Source organism: Comamonas suwonensis, assembly GCF_012844455.2.
GTDB lineage: Bacteria > Pseudomonadota > Gammaproteobacteria > Burkholderiales > Burkholderiaceae_C > Comamonas > Comamonas suwonensis.
Genome location: NZ_JABBCQ020000001.1, coordinates 284963 through 302672, shown reverse-complemented (window position 1 = coordinate 302672; position 17710 = coordinate 284963). Strand labels below are relative to the sequence as shown.

The following is a 17710-nucleotide window of genomic DNA, read 5'->3' as shown; positions in this document are numbered from 1 at the left end:
ATTGAAACCAATGAATAACGAGCGCAAGCAGCTTCGAATTAAATAGCAGTCAATTATTCAGATTCGGCCTGGCTCTTGGCCAGGCGCTCGCTCTTCCAGTACACATCGTCGCCACCGTCCACACGGTTCAGCACACGGGCCAGAACAAACAGCAAGTCAGACAAGCGATTCAGATACTGGCGCGGTGCGGGGCGCATGGCTTCTGCCTGCTCCAGCGCCACCACATGGCGCTCTGCGCGGCGGGCTACCGTGCGGCAGATATGGGCTTGCGATGCTGCGCGTGTGCCAGCGGGCAAGATGAACTCCAGCAGGCGCGGCAGGTTGGCGTTGTAGTGGGCCAGCGCGTTATCAAGCTGCAAAAGCGCATCGTCCTTGAGCAGCTCGTAGCCGGGCATGGACAGCTCGCCTCCCAGATTGAACAGCTGGTGCTGTACCTCAACCAGCAGGTCGCGCACATCCTGAGGCAGGCTCTCGCACAGAAGCAGACCGATATGAGAGTTCAGCTCGTCCACATCGCCCATGGCGTGCGGGCGGCCGCTGTTCTTCGATACGCGGGTGTTGTCACCCAGGCCGGTGGTTCCATCGTCGCCAGTGCGAGTGGCGATTTGCGAGAGGCGGTTGCCCATAAGTCGTCCTTTTGAATCAATGCGGTGCAGGCCTTGATTGTGCTTGACCGATGGAACACCCTCGCCTCAAGCATGCCAATCAACTCGCCAACTCTGCTTTCGGCAAGGGAAACTCGGCACCGCTATAACTCAGCTCGATGAGGTGCTGACCACTCACCAGCTTATGCGCCCATTCCTCAACGATGGCCCGCTGTTTGGCTGCAACACGCGCTCCCATTTCCAGCCTTACCAGCTCCGGCTCTTCCAGCCCAAACGCCCGGTAGCCGCCCAGTGGCAGCACCCCGATCTCATAATCCTGAATCGCACGAAACAAGGCCTCGCCCGAGTCGCAAATGGCCGAGGCGACAAACACCTCAGGATCACGCTCTACCCAGTCGAGCACATTGCCAATCTGCGCTGCGCCATGCTCGCGGCAGGCCTGCGTGACACCGGGGCGACCGCCGTCGATCATGGCAAACACAATGTCCAGATCCGTCTGCTCAATCATCTGCGAGACGCAGGTTTTCGCCCAACCAGGCCGATGCTGATGACCGCAGAACAGCGTGGCCAGATCGCCATGGAAACCCGCGCTTCTGAGGCCATCTGCGTAAGCCGCACGGCCACGCAAGCCGGGTGGCACTTTTTCACCGGAAAAGTGCCCTACGCTGCCCGTTTGGCTCCACTGGCTGGCCAGCACTCCGGCCAAAAAAGCGGACTGCTCCTGCAAGACCTCATAGCGCGCCACATTGGTGGCGCTCCAGCTGCCCTGGGTGACCACAAAAGCTTGGGCGGGCCAACGCTCGGCCAGTATCTGCACAGGGCCATCGCCCTGACCGCCGTGGGCCAGAATCAGGTCGAAGCTGGCACCGCCCAGCACGCTCATTTCCTCGGCCCGTTGCTGTGCGGATTGGCCAGCCACCCACAACACATCGACTTCATACCCTGCAAGCCTGGACTTGCGCACCCCCTGCAGGCCGGATTCATTGAAACTGCCCTGTCCTTCAGGCCCGAAAAGCACCACGGCGTAGCGCGGTTTTCGAGGAGAAGTTTGCTTTTTATTGGTCATCGATTTTTCTCATTTCTAAAGTCGAGCACCGGTTTTTTTGGCAATCCCTGCCCATGCCTGATGCTGTTCAGCAATCAATTTGCTGAAGGCGGATGCTTCCATGTCGCGCATCACAAAACCCTGTGTTTCAAGCGACTGCGCAAAGTCGGCGCGGGCGCTGATCTGCCGCACGGCGGTGGCGATTTTTTCGCCCAGTGCCTTGGGCAATCCAGCAGGGGCCGATATGCCGACAAAGTTTTCCGACACCAGCTGCGCCAGCCCCAGCTCGGCCACACTGGGCACGGCGGGAGCTTGCGCAACACGGCGTGGCGAGGTCAAGGCCAGCAGCTTGAGCCGCCCCTGCTTTTGCAGCGCGATGTTCTGAGGCAACGCATCAATTGCGATCTTGATATGGCCACTGAGCAGATCAGCGCGCATGGGACCGGCACCGCGATAGGGCACATGTTCCATGGACAGCTTGAGTGTCTGTGCAAACTGCTCACCCACCAGATGCCCAACCGAGGCCGCGCCACCACTGCCAAAGGCCACGGGGGCTGGCTGCTCCTTGATCCAGCTCACCAGCTCCCTCAAGGTATTGGCAGGCACCGATGGATGGACGGCGAACACCGTGGGCACGGCCCCGATATAAGCCAGGTGTTCAAAGCTGCGCACGGGATCGTAACCGGGACTTTGCAGCAACGAAGGGGCAATCGACAGCGCCGCCGAGTTGGAGACCAGCAGCGTGTAGCCGTCATTGGCACTGTGCGCCACGATCTGCGCCCCGATGGAGGAGCCGGCTCCGGGCTTGTTTTCAATGACGATGCTCTGCCCCAGCTTCTCGGAAAGAAGCGGTGCCAGAACGCGCGCCACGATATCGCTGGAACCACCGGGTGGAAAGGTCACAACCAGCTTGATAGGCCGCGTGGGCCAGGGCTGCGTCTGTACCGCTCGAGCAGACATGGCACCGCCAAAAACGCATGCCGCCGACGCACTGGCAAGCCCTTGTATGAAAGATCTGCGACCTGTATCGCGCATAGCTCCGCCCTCCGAACTGCTTGTAGTTTGAAGCGAGCTCTGCAGCGCACGCCATAAGGCTTCCCAATATAGGCATGTGCCCCTCAAACGCTAAACAGTCATTTCTCATTAGCTAGGGCAAAACTTATCTATGAGCCAACAGCCACCCGCTTAGGCCATCGCGTAAACGCACTACCAGCCAGTCCCGACAGGCATGCAGATCGGCACTTGCGCAGACTTGAGCACACTCTTTCTAGTACGCAATACGTACAACGCCCGCGCAGCTCCAGTGGTATTCTTTTTCTCCTCTGGAGACCCTGATGAACGCACCTCTTGCCCCTACCGCGCTGCAGCCTGAATTTGTACAGCGCCCGATTCCTGAAGAATTTCTGCAAGCCCTGTCCACACACTTTGGCGGCCAGTGCTCTACCGCTCTGGCGGTACGCGAGCAGCATGGCCGCGATGAAGGCTCGATTGCCGCGCCACCACCGGCTGCCGTGGTGTTTGCCGAGTCCACCAAGGACGTACAAGACGCCGTCAAGCTCTGCGAGCAATACAACGTGCCCGTGATTGCCTATGGTGCTGGTTCGTCGCTGGAAGGCCATTTGCTGGCCGTGCAAGGCGGCATCACCATCGATGTGAGTCGCATGAAGCAGGTGCTTTCGGTCAACACCGAAGACCTGACAATTACGGTGCAGCCCGGCATCACGCGCAAGGCGCTCAACGATGCGATCAAAGACACGGGCTTCTTCTTCCCCATTGATCCTGGTGCTGATGCATCGATTGGCGGCATGACCTCCACCCGCGCCAGCGGCACCAATGCCGTGCGCTACGGAACCATGCGCGAGAACGTGCTGGCTCTCGAGGTGGTAACGGCCCATGGCGACATCATTCGCACCGGCAACCGCGCCAAGAAAAGCGCCGCAGGCTACGACCTGACGCGCTTGATGGTGGGCAGCGAAGGCACGCTGGGCATCTTCACCGAGATCACGCTGCGCATCTATCCGCTGCCTGAAGCGGTGAGCTCGGCCATCTGCTCTTTTGCCAGCATCGAGAACGCGGTACACACCGTGATTCAGACCATTCAGATGGGCATTCCCATCGCTCGCGTGGAGCTGGTGGATGTGAATTCCGTGCGCATGGTCAATGCCTACAGCAAGCTGGATCTGCGTGAAGAGCCCATGCTGCTGATGGAGTTCCACGGCTCGCCCACGGGCGTGAAAGAGCAAGCGGAAATGGTGCAGGACATTGCCAATGAATTTGGTGGCAATGCCTTTGAATGGGCCGAACGTCCCGAAGACCGCACGCGCCTGTTTACGGCGCGTCACAACGCCTACTTTGCCGCCGTGTCCAGCGTCCCCGGCTGCCGCTGCATCACCACCGATGCCTGCGTTCCCATCAGCCGTCTGGCCGATGCACTGCTGGAGTGCGTGACCGAGGCTGATGCCAGCGGCATTCCCTACTTCCTGGTGGGCCACGTGGGCGATGGCAACTTCCACTTCGGCTATCTGATCGATCCCGATAACGATGTCCAGCGCCAGCAGGGCGAGCAGCTCAACCACCAACTGGTCGCGCGCGCCATTGCGCTGGGCGGCACCTGCACGGGCGAGCACGGCATTGGCATCCACAAGCAGGATTTTTTGCTTGAAGAAGCCGGTGCGGGCGCGGTGCAGATGATGCGTGCCATCAAGCAGGCACTCGACCCCAAGAACATTCTCAACCCCGGCAAGATTTTTCAGCTTCAGTAAGCAGAGCGAACTGCGCTTTCTGGACAAGCGCAAACCATGAAAAATGGCCTGCATTTGCAGGCCATTTTTCATTGCGAAAGCGAGCTTACTTGCCGACCTTGAGCTGGCCGCCACGGCCCAGGCCGCCCTTGACTTCCTGCGCCTTGTAGTTGCTCAGAGAGATCACCATGTTGTTGTACGCATCCATGAAAGCGGCCACGGTCGCCTTGCCTTCAGGCGAGCGCGAGAAGCCGCCCAGACCCGCCACGGCACCGCCGCCAAACGCACCCATGGCCGCACCAAAGTTGGTGGCCGTGGCATTGCCTTCAGAAATCGAGATCTGCACACCGGAGCGGATGTCGAACATGCTCAGCGTCACCACCGAAGCCTTGCTCTGCATGGCACCGCCCACCAGCGAGCCCACGCTGCCGAACAAGCCGCCGACACCAGCCATCAACTGGCCTGTGGCATCGTTGTCGATGATGATGGATGGCTCCATGTAGTAGTCGGCAGCCACGCGCTGGCCTTTTTGCTGGCGCGAACCGGCACGGAACTCACCGGAGTTGCGCTGCTTGTCGGTAATGGCGGACATCTTGCTTTCCGTGCGGTTGTTGCCGACGGAGGTGATCACAAAGCAGTTGGACTGCTGCACGGCCAGACGGATCAGCGGCTCAATGGTCGTGATCTTGGTCGCAGCGCCAAAGCTGGCGTACCACTCCTTGCCGCGGCCATCATCCACCGCCAGCGTGCCCAAAGGTGCATCGCAACGTTCCAGCGATGGGTTGGCATTCACGCTGGTTGCGCCGCCCGCAGCACCGGTTGCCGCTGTGGGCGCTGTGCCGGTCGAAATGGTGCCGCCACCAGGAGTCACACAGCCCCCCAGTGCCAGTGCGGATGCGATGGCTGCCAGACGCAGCGTTGTCTTCTTGGACATAGAAATGCTTTCTTATGCAAATAAAAAATGCCGACGCGCTCAAAGCACATCAGCGGTAATACCAACCCGACGAACCCCACACCATGTAGTAGGGCGCGCCCACATACCAGCTGTTCCAGGACTTGCGTTCGTCCTCGATGGCTTGATAGCGTGCGTGAGCATTCTGTTTGGCGGCCTGTGCCTGAGGTAGCAGACGCTTGGCTTCCTTGAAGCCCTTGGCCGCAGCGCGCGACAGCCAGGCCTCGGCTTCGGCGGGGTCTGGCCCCATCTCCTCAAACCCCAGCAGATAGAGACGTCCCAGCGCAAACTGGGCAGCGCCATGGCCCGCATCACCAGCTTTGCGCATCCATTCAATTGCCTGATAGCTGTTGCGCTCCACACCATCGCCGCGCAGATAGCGCAGACCCAGGTCATAGGCGGCACGGGGATCGGCTTCGGCTTTTTGCACCAAAGCAGCCAGGCGGCGCTCGGCTTCGGGATTGACGGGCTCGCCACGGAAAGTCGCCACATTGCGCGGCAGCTCCGAGCAGTTATTGCCTTCACACAGGCGTACGGTGGGCGAAGCAGGTGCTAACTGCTCCTGCGGTGTCTGTACCGCGCATGCCGTCAATGCAAGAGCCACCAAGGAAAAAGTGGGGGCAAGCAGGCGCATGGATGTCTCCTTTGGATTTTTGGCTGCAGAAAGCCGAAAAGTATACATAAGCAAAAATCGGTAATTTTTACGACAAATTGACAGCATGCATACCCCACCCCGGAGGGGTATCTCGCACAAAATGCAAATGTTCGAGATGGCCTTCGCCCGCACGCCAAGGTCTATGCAAACATTGACGGCAGATACACATAAAAACTCATGGTCAAAAGATGGTTTTCTCTGGCGTGGCCTCTACCCGCGCTGCTCACGTGGTTGCTGGCCTGGATGCTTTTTGCTGGCCTGGCGCGTGTGTTTCCCTGGTGGCTGGCCCTGTTGCTCGCCTGCGGCATCAGCACCGCAGCCAGTCTCTGGGGACTCAACTGGTGGCGCAGACTCATCATTGCAGCGGGGTTTCCGCTATCTTTCTTGGTGCTCAGTGCCAGTCAATTGCCCGCCTGGGGCTGGCTGCTGCCGCTGGGCCTGCTGCTGCTGATCTATCCGCTCAACGCCTGGCGTGACGCGCCGGTCTTTCCCACGCCCGCACGGGCCCTGCAGGGGCTGGCAGCAGTGGTGAAGCTGCCGCAGCAAGCGCTGGTGCTGGATGCAGGCTGCGGAATGGGAGATGGCCTGCGTGCACTGCGCAGCGAGCTGCCAGATGCGCGCCTGCAAGGTCTTGAATGGAGCTGGCCGTTAACGCTGGCCTGCGCTCTGCGCTGCCCCTGGGCGCGCGTGCGGCGCGGCGATATCTGGCTGGCGGACTGGAGCGGCTACAAATTAGTCTATCTGTTCCAGCGGCCCGAAAGCATGGGCCGCGCAGCCGTCAAGGCGGCGACCGAGATGCAGCCCGGCAGCTGGCTGGTCAGCCTGGACTTCAAGCTGCCGGGAGTGGAGGCTACGGCCTGCCTCGAAGGCAACAGCCGCCACAAGGTGTGGATCTACGCCATGCCGCTGGATGGCGCAGAGCGCGGCTGACACGGTCTTACTTCGCGCCGCCGCTGGCCTTGCTCACGTACAGGGCCACTGCGGCAATGTCGGCTTCGCTCATGGTTGCCTTGAAAGAAGGCATGGCACCAATGCCATCCTTCAGCGCGCGGGCCACACGGGCGGCATCGGGCTGTAGCTCGTCCAGCACGGGGCCGATAGCGCCTTCGGCACCAGCATCCTTCAGGGTGTGACACACGGCGCAGGCAGGAACGGAAGCCGTCATAAACAGCTCTTTGCCGCGCGCCATCTGGGCCGCTTGATCGGCATGTGCCGCTGTGCCTGCCAAGGCAGTCAACATCAGGGCAGCGAGGGTGTAGGTCGTCTTCATCATTGTTTTTGGGAAATGCATTTCATCGGTGGCTGAATCCATGCCCGGCGCCACAGATAGCGGCCAGGCATGACGGTTACAGACGCGGCGATCAGGCCACAGTGACGGTCACTGCGTGATCGGCCCAGCTGGTGTTGTTGTAGCCGCTCTGGTTTTCACCACGCGTTTCGGGTTGCACATTGCCCTTGACGTCAGTCGCGCGGCTGGCCAGCTGGTAAGTGCCCTTGGGCAGCTGTGCCTGCAGCACAAACTGACGCCATGCGAACTTGCCCATATCGGGGCCCACCAGACGGGCCTGCTTCCAGGTCTTGCCGCCGTCGATAGAGACTTCAACACCCTTGACGGCGTTCATGCCACCAAAGGCAACCCCCTGAATCTGCACCGTGCCAGCGGCCGGGTTGCCGTCTTCAGGAATGGGGCTGTTGATCCACGACTTGACGCTCATCTCCTGCACCGAAGGCTGGCTAGGGTCGCCCTTGCTGCCGGGGGGCGAGATGCGGTAACCGTGCGACATGATGTGCGCTTCGCTTTCCTTGGCCGTGAAAGCCAGCTGCTTGATGTACTTGATATTGTTCACGCCGGTGTAGCCGGGCACGATCAGGCGCAGCGGGCCACCGTGGGCCAGCGACACGGGCTCGCCATTCATCTCCCAGGCCAGCAGCGCATCTTCCAGAGCAGCCAGGGGAACGGAGCGCTCTACGATCACGCTCTTGGGGTCCAGACCTGCAGGCAGCACTTCGCCGCCGGTGCCGGTCATGTAGACCATGCCATCGGCCACGCCGCCCAGGGCCTTCACCACATCACGCACGGGCACACCACTCCAGACCACGCAGCCTGCAGCGCCCACGGTCCACTGTGTGCCGCTGGGCTTGCTGGGGAAAAAGGCGCGGCCATTGCCCGAGCATTGCAGCACCATGGTCACCGTCTCCAGACCCATGGTCTTGAGCTCACGCACCGTCAGTTGCCTGGGCTTCTTGACGCCATCAATCTGCACGGGCCATGCATCGCGGTCAGCCACGATGGACTCAGGCGGTGTGGGCAGGTTGTTGCGCACATACAGCTGGTTGGTCGGCGTAACCACGCTGGAGCCAAACGCGCTGCGCTTGGTCTCGATGGTGGTGGAGCTGTGCACGATCACAGCGTCTGCATTTTTGAAGCTGGCATAGCCGGGCAAAGGCTTGGCGGCAGGCGCTGCGGCTTGTGCCATGGCCTGGCTCTGGAAGCTGGCCAGACCAGCTGCGGCCAAAGCGCTGGCGCTACCAGCGAGCAGGTGGCGGCGCGGCAGAGATGTGGGTTGTTGCATGGTGTCTCCTCGGTGCTTATGGTTAAGAGTGGGGCGAATGAATACGGCTCAGCTATCGGCCTGTCCCAGCGCGCGCGATGCCACGGCCAGCGCCTGCTTTTTCTGGGCAATCAGCACCAGCGGTCGGCCCTCGCGCGAGCGCACTACCTGCCAGTAGGTGTTGGCCCACCAGCCCTGCCCGTCGGCAAGCTGCGGGGGTTGCTCAAAGGCCAGTACGGTGACGATGCCGCCTTTTTCAAAGAAGGTCGTCAGGTGGTACGCCCGGCTGCCATCGATATCGCAGGGGCGCATCAGCTGGGTGTAGCCGGGCAGCTTCTGGTCTGCAGGCCAGTCCATGTGTCTGGCGATCTCGGCCTCTGGGATGAACTGGCCGCGCAGCGTGCGCTCGTAGTACTCATGCTCAATGGCCGAGCGCACCATCTCCGGCGGGCGCATGGCAAACACGCCACCAGTGACAGTCCCCCCCACCAGCAGCGCCGCAAGCATGCGCTTCACGCCGCTGTGCGAGTACCACGGGGTGTGGCGCAGCAGGTGCGCAGGGGCCTCACCGGGCTCGAAGGCCAGCGCCAGCTCGGCTCGGGCACGCAGGTCAAAGGCGGAGTCGTCGGGACGATCTTGGTGTTTCATGGTGTGCGCTTTCTCAGCGGAATCACGCTGGCCGCAGCGGAGGCGGAAGAAGAATCGTCATGGCGGGGAACGGCAGCGCGCGCAGGCTCTTGCAGCGCGGCTTTGAGCGCATCACGCGCCCTTGCCAGACGCGAGAGCACGGTACCTGGGGCAATATCCAGCGCCTCGGCCATCAGCGCCGTGGGCATGTCGTCAAAGTAGTAAAGCACCAGCACTTCACGGTGAATGGGAGCGATGCGAGACAAGGCCTTGACCACGTCCAGCTGCGCATCCAGCGCATCGTGGTGGTTGACGCTTTCTTCGTTCGACTCATCCAGCGGCTGGGCCCTCAGTTGCGCAGGATCAAAGTGGCGAAAGGCGTGGCGACGCATGATCTGGAACAACCAGGCACGGGCCATGCTCTGGTCACGCAGCTGGTGCCTGAAGCGCCATGCGCTGGTGAAGCAGTCCTGCACCACGTCTTCGGCCGTGGCGCGCGAGCCCGTCAGCGCCCAGGCGCTGCGCAGCAAAAAGCGGTAATGCTCGCGTACCCACTGGTTGTAGCGCGACTCGGCGGAGAAGATCATGGTGCTAATGAGCGCACGGCCGCCGCTTTCATTCCATGCCGCTGCAAATATTTTTGAGCTGCGGCACAGGAATTCATCTCAAAAAGACTTCCAGCCCAGCTCTATCAAGCGCAAGCAGCTATAACTTTTGCGTATGCATGCCAAAGAACTGGGCAGGCGGCATACCCACCGTGCGGCGCACCATCGCGCTGAAGGCGCTGGGGCTGTAGTCCAGCTCGGCCGCGATGCGCTGAATCGGCCAGTTGCGCGCCGCCAGACTCACGGCATGGGCCAGCACCACCTGTTGACGCCACTGGGTAAAACTGCACTCCAGCTGCTGACGGAACAGACGCGCCACGGTGCGCGGACTGGCTCCTGTATCACGTGCCCAGTCTTCCAGCGTCTCAAAGCGCGTGGGGTCTTCCAGCACGGCCTCGCACAGCAGGCGCAGGCGCTTGTCCTGCGGCAGGTTCACGCCCAGTTGCACGGCGCTGGCGCGGCGCAGTTCATCGAGCAGCAGCTCGCTCAAATGGTGCTCGCGCGCCTTGTCCTGCTCAGACAGGTTCAGGCTGTCATCGGGCACCGTGGGCAGCTCGCGCACCACGGCGCGCAGCAGCTCTGAGGCATTGAGCACCCGGCATTGCCGCCAGGCGGTTTCTTCCTCCGGCCCCACATCCGGGCCGCAGCGGCCATGGGTCTGGAAAAAGTACAGGGTGCGCAGATCGGCGCTTTCCACCATGGTCACCGCATGCTCTATGCCAGGCGGCACCCATAGCGCACGTGATGGCGGCACGATGTATGTGCCTTGCGCCACCGTGAGCCGGATGGTGCCTGTGGTGGAGATGGCCAGTTGCCCCCAGGGGTGGCGATGCGGCTTGACCTGGGTGTCCGCCTCCAGCCAGCGGCATTTGGCACGCACCGGGCGTTCTGCCGTTGGCACATAGAGATGCGGTGTCAGCGTCTCCACATAGGCGGTGGCTTTGCCCGCACGCAGCGGCTCGGGTGCTTGAAGGCTGGTCATCATGGTTGGCTTACCTGCGATAGCAATTGGCAGACTATCGCATACAAGACGCAAGCCTTCTACCTAAGATGCGACACATGACCCGCCCTGCCTCGACAACACCTCAAAACCAGGCGCCAGAGACGCTGCGCAGCGATGCGCGCACGATTGGCCTCATCGGCCTTGCTCACGGCTCCTCGCACTTCTTTCACCTGCTGCTGCCACCGCTGTTCCCATGGCTGATCAAGGATTTTGGCTATAGCTATTCAGAACTCAGCGTGCTGGTCTCGCTGTTCTTCATTGTCTCGGGCACCGGGCAGGCGCTGGCCGGCTTTGCGGTAGACCGCTTTGGCGCGCGCCCCATTCTGTTTGCCGCGCTGGGCAGTTTCACGGTCGCGGGTCTGATCGCCAGCACGGCACAGGGCTATGCCATGCTGCTGGCCGCGTCGTTCTTTGCGGGTCTGGGCAACGCGCCCTTCCACCCGGTGGACTTCACCATTCTGAACAAGCGCGTATCGCAGCAGCGCATCGGCCATGCCTTCTCGGTACACGGGCTGTCGGGCAATATCGGCTGGGCACTGGCACCGCTGTTCATGGCGGGCATCACCACCGCCACAGGCTCCTGGCGCACGGCCTGCTTCTGCGGTGCCATGTGGGCACTGGTGGTGCTGGTCATCATGGTGATCAACCGCGATGCACTGGATGACCGCGCTGACGCCATCAAAACCGCAGACAAGCCCGCCGCCGCCGTTGCGGCCCCGCAAGAGCACCCCATGGCCTTCATGAAGCTGCCATCGGTGTGGCTGTGCTTCTCCTTCTTCTTCTGGAGCACCTGCGCGCTCAGCGCCATCCAGACCTTTGCCAGCCCCGCCATGCAGTCCATGTACGGCCTGCCGCTGTCGGTCACAGCACTGATCGTCACCGGTTACATGCTCTGCGGCGCAGCCGGCATGGTGGTTGGCGGCTTTCTGGTGGGCCGCGTGAAGCGACTGGAGACGGTGATCTCGGTCTGCATGCTGGGCTCAGGCCTGCTGCTGTTCATCGTCGGCACGGGCTGGCTGCCCGCCATGGTGGCCGTGGTGGTCGCATCGCTGGCGGGTCTGGGCACCGGCCTTGCAGGCCCATCACGAGACATGCTCATCAAGCGCGCAGCGCCCCCCGGTGCGACAGGCCGCGTCTATGGCACGGTGTATTCGGGTCTGGATCTGGGCTTCTGTCTGGCCGCCCCGGTGTTTGGCTACATGCTTGACCATCAAATGACCAACGCCGTGTTCTACGGCTCGGCCATTGCGCTGATGCTGTCCGTGGTCTCAGCCGTCATCGTGGGTGATGGCATCAGCAAAAAAAGCAAGGCCGCTCTGGCACCCGCAGCCTGATTGACCGGTCCGGTGCATCCCACAAGCCCTGTACGCGAACGCTGCAGGGCTTTTTTGCACCCGTCCTGCCTAGCGTATATCCCAGTACGCAACTTCTCAAAACACGCTAATCGGCTGCTAAGCTGATTCGCACTATTCATAGACCTCAGGAGACTTTTCATGCCCTCTTCCCCCTTGCTGCGCACCCTGCCTCTGGCGCTTGTACTGGCCTTTGGTGCAGCCCACGCCGCACCTCAGGCCGAGCTACTGGAGCAGGCCAAAAAAGAGCAGCAACCCTATCTGGATACGCTGCGTGATCTGGTGCACATCGAGTCTGGCAGCAAGGATGTGGAAGGCGTGAAAAAGATTGCTGAATACATCGCCGGCAAGCTGCGCGCACAGGGAGCCAAGGCCGAGGTGATCGAGCCCACCGACATCTACCGACTGGATGACACACCCGAGAAAGTCGGCCCCATGGTGCACGCCGAATTCAAGGGCAAGGGCACCAGCCGCATCATGCTGATTGCGCACATGGACACGGTCTATCTGCCCGGCATGCTCAAAGACCAGCCGTTTCGCGTTGACGGCGACAAGGCCTACGGCCTGGGCATTGCCGACGACAAACAAGGCGTGGCGCTGATCATGCATATCGCCCCGCTGCTCAAGAAACTGGGCATAGACAACTACGGCACGCTGACCGTGCTGATCAACGGCGATGAAGAAATCAGCTCGCCCGGCGCACGCAACACCATCACGCGACTGGGTGCTGAACAAGATGCCGTGTTCAGCTTTGAAGGCGGCGGCACCGACGGCAGCCTGCGTCTGGCCACCAGCGGCATTGGCTCGGCCTATCTGAAGGTGATTGGCAAGGCGTCGCACGCAGGTGCCAAGCCCGAAGACGGCGTGAATTCTCTTTACGAAATCTCGCACCAGATCCTGCAGATGAAGGACCTGTCCAAGCCCGAACAAGGGCTCAAGCTGAACTGGACCGTCTCCAAAGCCGGCACCAATCGCAATGTGGTCCCCGCAGAAGCCACCGCTCAGGCCGATGCCCGCGCACTGCGCGTCGAAGACTTTGGCGCGCTGGAAAAGGCCATGCGCGAGAAGATCAGCCACAAGCTGCTGCCCGCCAGCAAGGTGGAGCTGAAGTTTGAAGTGCGCCGCCCACCGCTGGAGGCCAATGCCGTCGCGCTCAAGCTGGCCAAGCACGCACAAGGCATTTACGACAAGGAACTGCAGCTGCCCATGAAGGTCATGGACAAGGCCACCGGCGGCGGCACAGATGCAGCCTTTGCCGCACTCAAGGCCAAGGGCGGTGTGATTGAAGGCTTTGGCCTGTCAGGTTACGGCGCGCACTCCAACGATGCCGAATATGTGCAGATCAGCACCATCGCCCCTCGTCTGTATCTCGCAGCGCGCATGATTCAGGACCTGTCGCAAGGCCAGATCAAGTGAGTCTTTTTTGATAGCAATCAGTGCTTGATTTGTATTGATTTCAAGCCTAAAGCGATCTCAAAATCCTAAGGAGCTTGCACTGCAAGCTCCTTTTTTATGGGCGGGCGCAATGCACAGTGGCTGAAAACTGCCGCGCTCTGATTCCTGCGCCCCAGGCCGAGTGTCAGTCGCCTCATTACCGCTTCTGTCACCTAGCCAACAGACTGCAGCCCGGCGAGTCTCTACATTCAAGGCATCAATGATGAAAGAGAGCCGCCATGACATCCGCACCCAGCCTGAACATCCCCAGCGTGCAGCATCTGGTCAGCCCCGAGGAGTGGCAACTGCGCGTGGACCTCGCGGCCTGTTACCGGCTGGTGGCGCTGTATGGCTGGAGCGATCTGGTCTTCACCCATATCAGCGCCAGGCTGCCGGGACCTGAGCACCACTTTCTCATCAACCCCTACGGGCTGATGTTTGATGAGATCACGGCCTCATCACTCATCAAGGTGGACCTGGACTGCAACAAACTCATGGACTCGCCCTTCCCCGTAAACCCTGCGGGCTTCGTCATTCACAGCGCCGTGCATGAGGCGCGGGCCGATGCGCAATACGTGATTCACACCCACACGCGTGCCGGCGTAGCCGTCGCGGCGCAGAAAAATGGTCTGCTGCCTATCAGCCAGCAAAGCACGTTTGTGCTGGGCTCGCTGGCCTATCACGGCTATGAAGGCGTGGCCTTCCGCGAGGAGGAAAAGCCCAGGCTGGTCGCAGACATGGGCATGGCCAATTTCCTCATGCTGCGCAACCACGGCTTGCTGGTCTGCGGCAGCACGATTGCCGATGCATTTCTCTCGATGTACGTGTTTGAATCCGCCTGCCAGATTCAAATTGCGGCCCAGTCTGGTGGTGGTGAACTGACGCAGGTTCATCCACCAATCATTGAAGGTGTGGCCCATGCGATGAAAGTCCAAACCGGTGGGCTGGGCGGCCAGTTTGCGTGGCCTGCCCTGCTGCGCAAACTCCATAAGATGGACCCCGGCTACAGCTGTTAAGACGCAGCTGCTGAATGCAAAAAGAGCATCCGTGAGGATGCTCTTTTTTTATTTTTTAAGCCCCAGTCAGACTTCGCCGCGCAGCTTTTCGATAATGCCGTTCAGCTCTTCCAGCGAGCCAAATTGAATGGCAATTTCGCCCATTTCATGCAGCTTGCCCTGGCGGCGCACGGTCTTCTTGATGCGCACTTCCACATCGGCAGTCAGCAGGTCAGACAGCTCTTCTTCGATGCGTTTTACGTCGCGTGATTTGCCGTCTTTCTTGACCTTCTGGCGCGTGAGATTGAACTCGGCAGAGATCTTTTTTACCAGCGATTCCGCCTCGCGCACCGACATTTTCTTGGCGGCAATCTGGTTGCCCGCCGTGATCTGCGTGGCGCGGTCCAGCGCCAGCAGCGCACGGGCGTGGCCCATGTCGATATCACCCGCCATCAACATGGTCTGCACGGGTTCTGCCAGATTCAGCAAGCGCAGCAGGTTGGTGGCAGCACTGCGCGAGCGGCCCACAGCCTGTGCAGTTTGCTCATGGGTCAGGCCAAACTCCTTGACTAGGCGAGCCAGGCCTTGCGCCTCTTCCAGCGGGTTCAGGTCTTCGCGCTGAATGTTCTCGATCAACGCCATGGCAGCGGCGGCTTCATCGGGCACCTCGCGCACCAGCACCGGCACCTCGCTCAGACCCGCGATATGTGCGGCACGGAAACGGCGCTCACCGGCAATGATTTCGTACTTGCCCGAATGTTCGCCCTTGTCGAGCTGGCGCACCAGAATGGGCTGCATGATGCCCTGTACCTTGATGCTTTCGGCCAGTTCATACAGCGCACCCTCGTCCATGCGCGTGCGCGGCTGGTACTGGCCGGCTACCATCACATTGAGCGCCAGCGTGCTGGGCAAATTAGCTGCAGCAGTACTGGAAGTCGTCGTTGCTTCTTTTTCGCTGACCTTGGGGCCCAGCAGGGCTTCCAGACCACGTCCCAGGCCCTTGGGTTTCTTAGTCACCATTGCTGAAATCTTTCCTTAAAGGGTCTTGAGCAGCGCAAGGCCGTCATCCCAGAGTCCTAATCCGCTGGCGGTGTTGATATGGCCCGCAGCACCTGCATTCACAAAGCGGCTGCCCCAGCCATCGGCCATGGCCTGCGCACGCGCCAGAGAGCAATTCGGGTCGTTCTCGCTACCCACCAGTATCGACGGGAAGGGCAACTTGTGCAGCAGCACGGGTGACCAGCTTGGCAACGCGCCGCGCAGGCTTTCCAGTTCCGTATCGACGGGGGCTACCAGCAAAGCGCCGCGCACCTTGGTCTTCGCGACCTGAGAATGCGCCGCCCACCATTCCACCAAGATGCAGCCCAGGCTGTGTGCAACCAGGGTTACAGGACCCGGGGCATCGAGCACGGTCTCTTGCAGGCGAATGCTCCAGTCACCGCGCAGTGGGTGCTGCCAGTTGTGCTGCTCCAGCCTTTGATAGCCGAACTGCTGCTGCCACAGGCTTTGCCAGTGGCCTGCGTCCGAGTTCTGCCAGCCGGGCAGTAGCCAGACATCCTGCGGATTCAATGCTTCAGATGTCATAGCTGCAAGCGCTTGATTGGTATGGGGTTGAAAGCTGTTTCACGTGAAACATCACTTCTTCTTGATGCGATGCACCATTTCTTCCGCAAACTCGACAAAGGCCTTGCTGCCCTTGGCCGATGCATCGAACACCACGCCGGGCAGGCCGTAGCTGGGTGCTTCGGCCAGGCGCACATTGCGCGGAATCACGGTGTCGAACACCTTGTCGCCAAAGTGTTCCTTGAGCTGGTCACTGACCTGCTGCTGCAGCGTGGTGCGCGGGTCGAACATCACGCGCAGCAGGCCGATGATCTCCAGATCAGGATTCATATTGGCATGCACCTGCTTGATGGTGTTGACCAGATCAGTCAGGCCTTCCAGCGCAAAGTATTCACACTGCATGGGCACGATTACGCCATGGGCAGAGCACAGCCCGTTCAAGGTCAGCATGGACAGCGAAGGCGGGCAGTCGATCAAAACAAAGTCGTAATCGGCGTTCACGCTTTGCAGCGCGGTCCTGAGGCGGTCGTTGCGGCGCTCCAGCGACACCAGTTCAATCTCGGCACCCGATAGCTCGCGGTTGGCGCCCAGCACGTCATAGCCCACCTGCTCGGATCGGATCGCCACTTCCTTGATGCTGGCGTTTTCCAGCAGCACGTCATAAACCGTCAGCTCCAGTGCGCGCTTGTCCACGCCTGACCCCATAGTGGCATTGCCCTGCGGGTCCAGGTCAATCAACAGCACACGCTGGCCGACTTTGGCCAAGCCAGCGGCAAGATTGACCGTGGTGGTGGTCTTGCCCACTCCACCCTTTTGATTGGCAACGCAGAAAATTTTGGCCATTGAACTTCTCTTTTTAGTTGGCGGCCAGCTTGAGGCCAAAACCGATCAGAAACACTCCGGCTGTTTTTTCCAGCCACTTCACCACCGCAGGGTTGGCTCGCAAACGCTCTGCCAGCACCTTCGTCAGCGTCACCACGATGATGCTGTAAATCAACGTAATCACTGCAACCGTGGCAGCCATCACGCCAAAGGTGACGACACCCTGATGCTTTGTGGGGTCCACAAACATGGGAAAAAATGCCATGTAGAACACGATGGCCTTGGGGTTCATCAAGGTGATCAGCGCACCCTGGCGAAAATACTGGCGCGGCTGAATATCAATAGCCGGCGTATCACCGGGCTTGGCCGTCAGCAGCTTGTAGCCTAGCCAGGCCAAATAAGCTGCCCCTACCCATTGCACCGCATTGAACGCCGCAGGATAGGCCGCCAGCACTGCCGCCACACCGGCAACGGCCAGCCACATCAACACCTGATCGGCCGCCATCACACCCAGACAGCATGCGATACCGCCCCGCCATCCGCCCTTGCCTGTGGAGGTAATCAACGCCAGATTACCGGGTCCTGGTATCAGCAAGAAAACGGTGACGGCCGCAGCAAAAGCGCCGTAATCAGAGATGCCAAACATTCAAACCCTGCGCGATGGAAAACAGCAAGTTTATGCGAGGGCCATCACTAACGCATCTGCATTGCACATAGGTTGCTTGCTTCAGTGTGTAAAAAACCATTTTGCGGCCGCCT

At 60.7% G+C, this 17710-nt stretch carries 19 protein-coding genes; 5 read left to right on the top strand and 14 right to left on the bottom strand.

Going from position 1 to position 17710, the window contains the following annotated elements:
• Nucleotides 1-53: 53 nt before the first annotated feature.
• From HF327_RS01335 to HF327_RS01325, 3 genes are all read right to left on the bottom strand, one after another.
• Complete coding sequence (locus HF327_RS01335) at nt 54-626, bottom strand: cob(I)yrinic acid a,c-diamide adenosyltransferase (protein WP_169106525.1); 573 nt, start codon at nt 624-626, stop codon at nt 54-56.
• Between the two features lie 79 nt (nt 627-705).
• On the bottom strand, nt 706-1671 hold the full coding sequence (locus HF327_RS01330) for a BMP family ABC transporter substrate-binding protein (RefSeq protein ID WP_169106524.1): 966 nt from the start codon (nt 1669-1671) through the stop codon (nt 706-708).
• A gap of 15 nt (nt 1672-1686) precedes the next feature.
• A complete protein-coding gene (locus HF327_RS01325) occupies nt 1687-2685 on the bottom strand; it encodes a Bug family tripartite tricarboxylate transporter substrate binding protein (protein WP_169106523.1) in 999 nt (332 codons plus the stop codon).
• A 299-nt stretch (nt 2686-2984) separates the two neighbouring features.
• Here HF327_RS01325 and HF327_RS01320 point away from each other — a divergent pair, with 299 nt between their 5' ends.
• Nucleotides 2985-4412 (top strand): FAD-binding oxidoreductase, encoded by a 1428-nt coding sequence (locus HF327_RS01320; protein WP_169106522.1) that lies wholly within the window; start codon nt 2985-2987, stop codon nt 4410-4412.
• An 85-nt stretch (nt 4413-4497) separates the two neighbouring features.
• On the opposite strand, the gene HF327_RS01315 is transcribed toward HF327_RS01320, so the two are convergent.
• A complete protein-coding gene (locus HF327_RS01315) occupies nt 4498-5325 on the bottom strand; it encodes a hypothetical protein (protein WP_169106521.1) in 828 nt (275 codons plus the stop codon).
• Between the two features lie 49 nt (nt 5326-5374).
• Nucleotides 5375-5977 (bottom strand): tetratricopeptide repeat protein, encoded by a 603-nt coding sequence (locus HF327_RS01310; protein ID WP_169106520.1) that lies wholly within the window; start codon nt 5975-5977, stop codon nt 5375-5377.
• A 198-nt stretch (nt 5978-6175) separates the two neighbouring features.
• Between HF327_RS01310 and HF327_RS01305 the strand changes: the two genes are divergently transcribed.
• Nucleotides 6176-6928: a class I SAM-dependent methyltransferase gene (locus tag HF327_RS01305; RefSeq protein ID WP_169106519.1), complete on the top strand. Its 753-nt coding sequence runs from the start codon at nt 6176-6178 to the stop codon at nt 6926-6928.
• 7 nt (nt 6929-6935) lie between these two features.
• On the opposite strand, the gene sorU is transcribed toward HF327_RS01305, so the two are convergent.
• The 5 genes from sorU to HF327_RS01280 all read right to left on the bottom strand — a co-directional run bounded on the left by sorU (nt 6936) and on the right by HF327_RS01280 (nt 10764).
• Nucleotides 6936-7271, bottom strand: a complete 336-nt coding sequence (sorU, locus tag HF327_RS01300) for a SorU family sulfite dehydrogenase c-type cytochrome subunit (RefSeq protein WP_169106674.1) — start codon at nt 7269-7271, stop codon at nt 6936-6938.
• Between the two features lie 88 nt (nt 7272-7359).
• Nucleotides 7360-8571: a SorT family sulfite dehydrogenase catalytic subunit gene (gene sorT, locus HF327_RS01295; protein WP_169106518.1), complete on the bottom strand. Its 1212-nt coding sequence runs from the start codon at nt 8569-8571 to the stop codon at nt 7360-7362.
• A gap of 48 nt (nt 8572-8619) precedes the next feature.
• On the bottom strand, nt 8620-9198 hold the full coding sequence (locus HF327_RS01290) for a hypothetical protein (RefSeq protein ID WP_169106517.1): 579 nt from the start codon (nt 9196-9198) through the stop codon (nt 8620-8622).
• Nucleotides 9195-9764, bottom strand: coding sequence for an RNA polymerase sigma factor (locus HF327_RS01285; protein ID WP_169106516.1), 570 nt, complete (start codon nt 9762-9764; stop codon nt 9195-9197). The genes HF327_RS01290 and HF327_RS01285 overlap by 4 nt, the downstream gene beginning before the upstream one ends.
• A gap of 118 nt (nt 9765-9882) precedes the next feature.
• A complete protein-coding gene (locus HF327_RS01280; RefSeq protein WP_169106673.1) occupies nt 9883-10764 on the bottom strand; it encodes an AraC family transcriptional regulator in 882 nt (293 codons plus the stop codon).
• 77 nt (nt 10765-10841) lie between these two features.
• On the opposite strand from HF327_RS01280, the gene HF327_RS01275 reads away from it, so the two are divergent.
• The 3 genes from HF327_RS01275 to HF327_RS01265 all read left to right on the top strand — a co-directional run bounded on the left by HF327_RS01275 (nt 10842) and on the right by HF327_RS01265 (nt 14587).
• Nucleotides 10842-12119, top strand: coding sequence for an MFS transporter (locus HF327_RS01275; RefSeq protein ID WP_169106515.1), 1278 nt, complete (start codon nt 10842-10844; stop codon nt 12117-12119).
• A gap of 159 nt (nt 12120-12278) precedes the next feature.
• Nucleotides 12279-13553, top strand: a complete 1275-nt coding sequence (locus tag HF327_RS01270; RefSeq protein WP_169106514.1) for a M20/M25/M40 family metallo-hydrolase — start codon at nt 12279-12281, stop codon at nt 13551-13553.
• 257 nt (nt 13554-13810) lie between these two features.
• On the top strand, nt 13811-14587 hold the full coding sequence (locus tag HF327_RS01265; RefSeq protein WP_169106513.1) for a class II aldolase/adducin family protein: 777 nt from the start codon (nt 13811-13813) through the stop codon (nt 14585-14587).
• A 66-nt stretch (nt 14588-14653) separates the two neighbouring features.
• Here HF327_RS01265 and HF327_RS01260 read toward each other — a convergent pair whose 3' ends face one another.
• The 4 genes from HF327_RS01260 to HF327_RS01245 are packed head-to-tail and all read right to left on the bottom strand — an operon-like array spanning nt 14654 to nt 17597.
• Nucleotides 14654-15586, bottom strand: a complete 933-nt coding sequence (locus HF327_RS01260; RefSeq protein ID WP_169106512.1) for a ParB/RepB/Spo0J family partition protein — start codon at nt 15584-15586, stop codon at nt 14654-14656.
• Between the two features lie 15 nt (nt 15587-15601).
• Complete coding sequence (locus HF327_RS01255) at nt 15602-16150, bottom strand: RBBP9/YdeN family alpha/beta hydrolase (protein ID WP_169106511.1); 549 nt, start codon at nt 16148-16150, stop codon at nt 15602-15604.
• A 51-nt stretch (nt 16151-16201) separates the two neighbouring features.
• Nucleotides 16202-16972 (bottom strand): ParA family protein, encoded by a 771-nt coding sequence (locus HF327_RS01250; RefSeq protein WP_169106510.1) that lies wholly within the window; start codon nt 16970-16972, stop codon nt 16202-16204.
• 13 nt (nt 16973-16985) lie between these two features.
• On the bottom strand, nt 16986-17597 hold the full coding sequence (locus HF327_RS01245; RefSeq protein ID WP_169106509.1) for a LysE family translocator: 612 nt from the start codon (nt 17595-17597) through the stop codon (nt 16986-16988).
• Between the last annotated feature and the right edge of the window lie 113 nt (nt 17598-17710).

What these genes read in the sequence shown, in the direction of transcription:
- HF327_RS01250 (WP_169106510.1), bottom strand. Translation starts at nt 16,972, where the DNA reads ATGGCCAAAATTTTCTGCGTTGCCAATCAAAAGGGTGGAGTGGGCAAG.
- sorU (WP_169106674.1), bottom strand. Translation starts at nt 7,271, where the DNA reads ATGATGAAGACGACCTACACCCTCGCTGCCCTGATGTTGACTGCCTTG.
- HF327_RS01280 (WP_169106673.1), bottom strand. Translation starts at nt 10,764, where the DNA reads ATGACCAGCCTTCAAGCACCCGAGCCGCTGCGTGCGGGCAAAGCCACC.
- HF327_RS01275 (WP_169106515.1), top strand. Translation starts at nt 10,842, where the DNA reads ATGACCCGCCCTGCCTCGACAACACCTCAAAACCAGGCGCCAGAGACG.
- sorT (WP_169106518.1), bottom strand. Translation starts at nt 8,571, where the DNA reads ATGCAACAACCCACATCTCTGCCGCGCCGCCACCTGCTCGCTGGTAGC.
- HF327_RS01310 (WP_169106520.1), bottom strand. Translation starts at nt 5,977, where the DNA reads ATGCGCCTGCTTGCCCCCACTTTTTCCTTGGTGGCTCTTGCATTGACG.
- HF327_RS01335 (WP_169106525.1), bottom strand. Translation starts at nt 626, where the DNA reads ATGGGCAACCGCCTCTCGCAAATCGCCACTCGCACTGGCGACGATGGA.
- HF327_RS01320 (WP_169106522.1), top strand. Translation starts at nt 2,985, where the DNA reads ATGAACGCACCTCTTGCCCCTACCGCGCTGCAGCCTGAATTTGTACAG.
- HF327_RS01330 (WP_169106524.1), bottom strand. Translation starts at nt 1,671, where the DNA reads ATGACCAATAAAAAGCAAACTTCTCCTCGAAAACCGCGCTACGCCGTG.
- HF327_RS01325 (WP_169106523.1), bottom strand. Translation starts at nt 2,685, where the DNA reads ATGCGCGATACAGGTCGCAGATCTTTCATACAAGGGCTTGCCAGTGCG.
- HF327_RS01290 (WP_169106517.1), bottom strand. Translation starts at nt 9,198, where the DNA reads ATGAAACACCAAGATCGTCCCGACGACTCCGCCTTTGACCTGCGTGCC.
- HF327_RS01260 (WP_169106512.1), bottom strand. Translation starts at nt 15,586, where the DNA reads ATGGTGACTAAGAAACCCAAGGGCCTGGGACGTGGTCTGGAAGCCCTG.
- HF327_RS01315 (WP_169106521.1), bottom strand. Translation starts at nt 5,325, where the DNA reads ATGTCCAAGAAGACAACGCTGCGTCTGGCAGCCATCGCATCCGCACTG.
- HF327_RS01265 (WP_169106513.1), top strand. Translation starts at nt 13,811, where the DNA reads ATGACATCCGCACCCAGCCTGAACATCCCCAGCGTGCAGCATCTGGTC.
- HF327_RS01255 (WP_169106511.1), bottom strand. Translation starts at nt 16,150, where the DNA reads ATGACATCTGAAGCATTGAATCCGCAGGATGTCTGGCTACTGCCCGGC.
- HF327_RS01305 (WP_169106519.1), top strand. Translation starts at nt 6,176, where the DNA reads ATGGTCAAAAGATGGTTTTCTCTGGCGTGGCCTCTACCCGCGCTGCTC.
- HF327_RS01285 (WP_169106516.1), bottom strand. Translation starts at nt 9,764, where the DNA reads ATGATCTTCTCCGCCGAGTCGCGCTACAACCAGTGGGTACGCGAGCAT.
- HF327_RS01270 (WP_169106514.1), top strand. Translation starts at nt 12,279, where the DNA reads ATGCCCTCTTCCCCCTTGCTGCGCACCCTGCCTCTGGCGCTTGTACTG.
- HF327_RS01245 (WP_169106509.1), bottom strand. Translation starts at nt 17,597, where the DNA reads ATGTTTGGCATCTCTGATTACGGCGCTTTTGCTGCGGCCGTCACCGTT.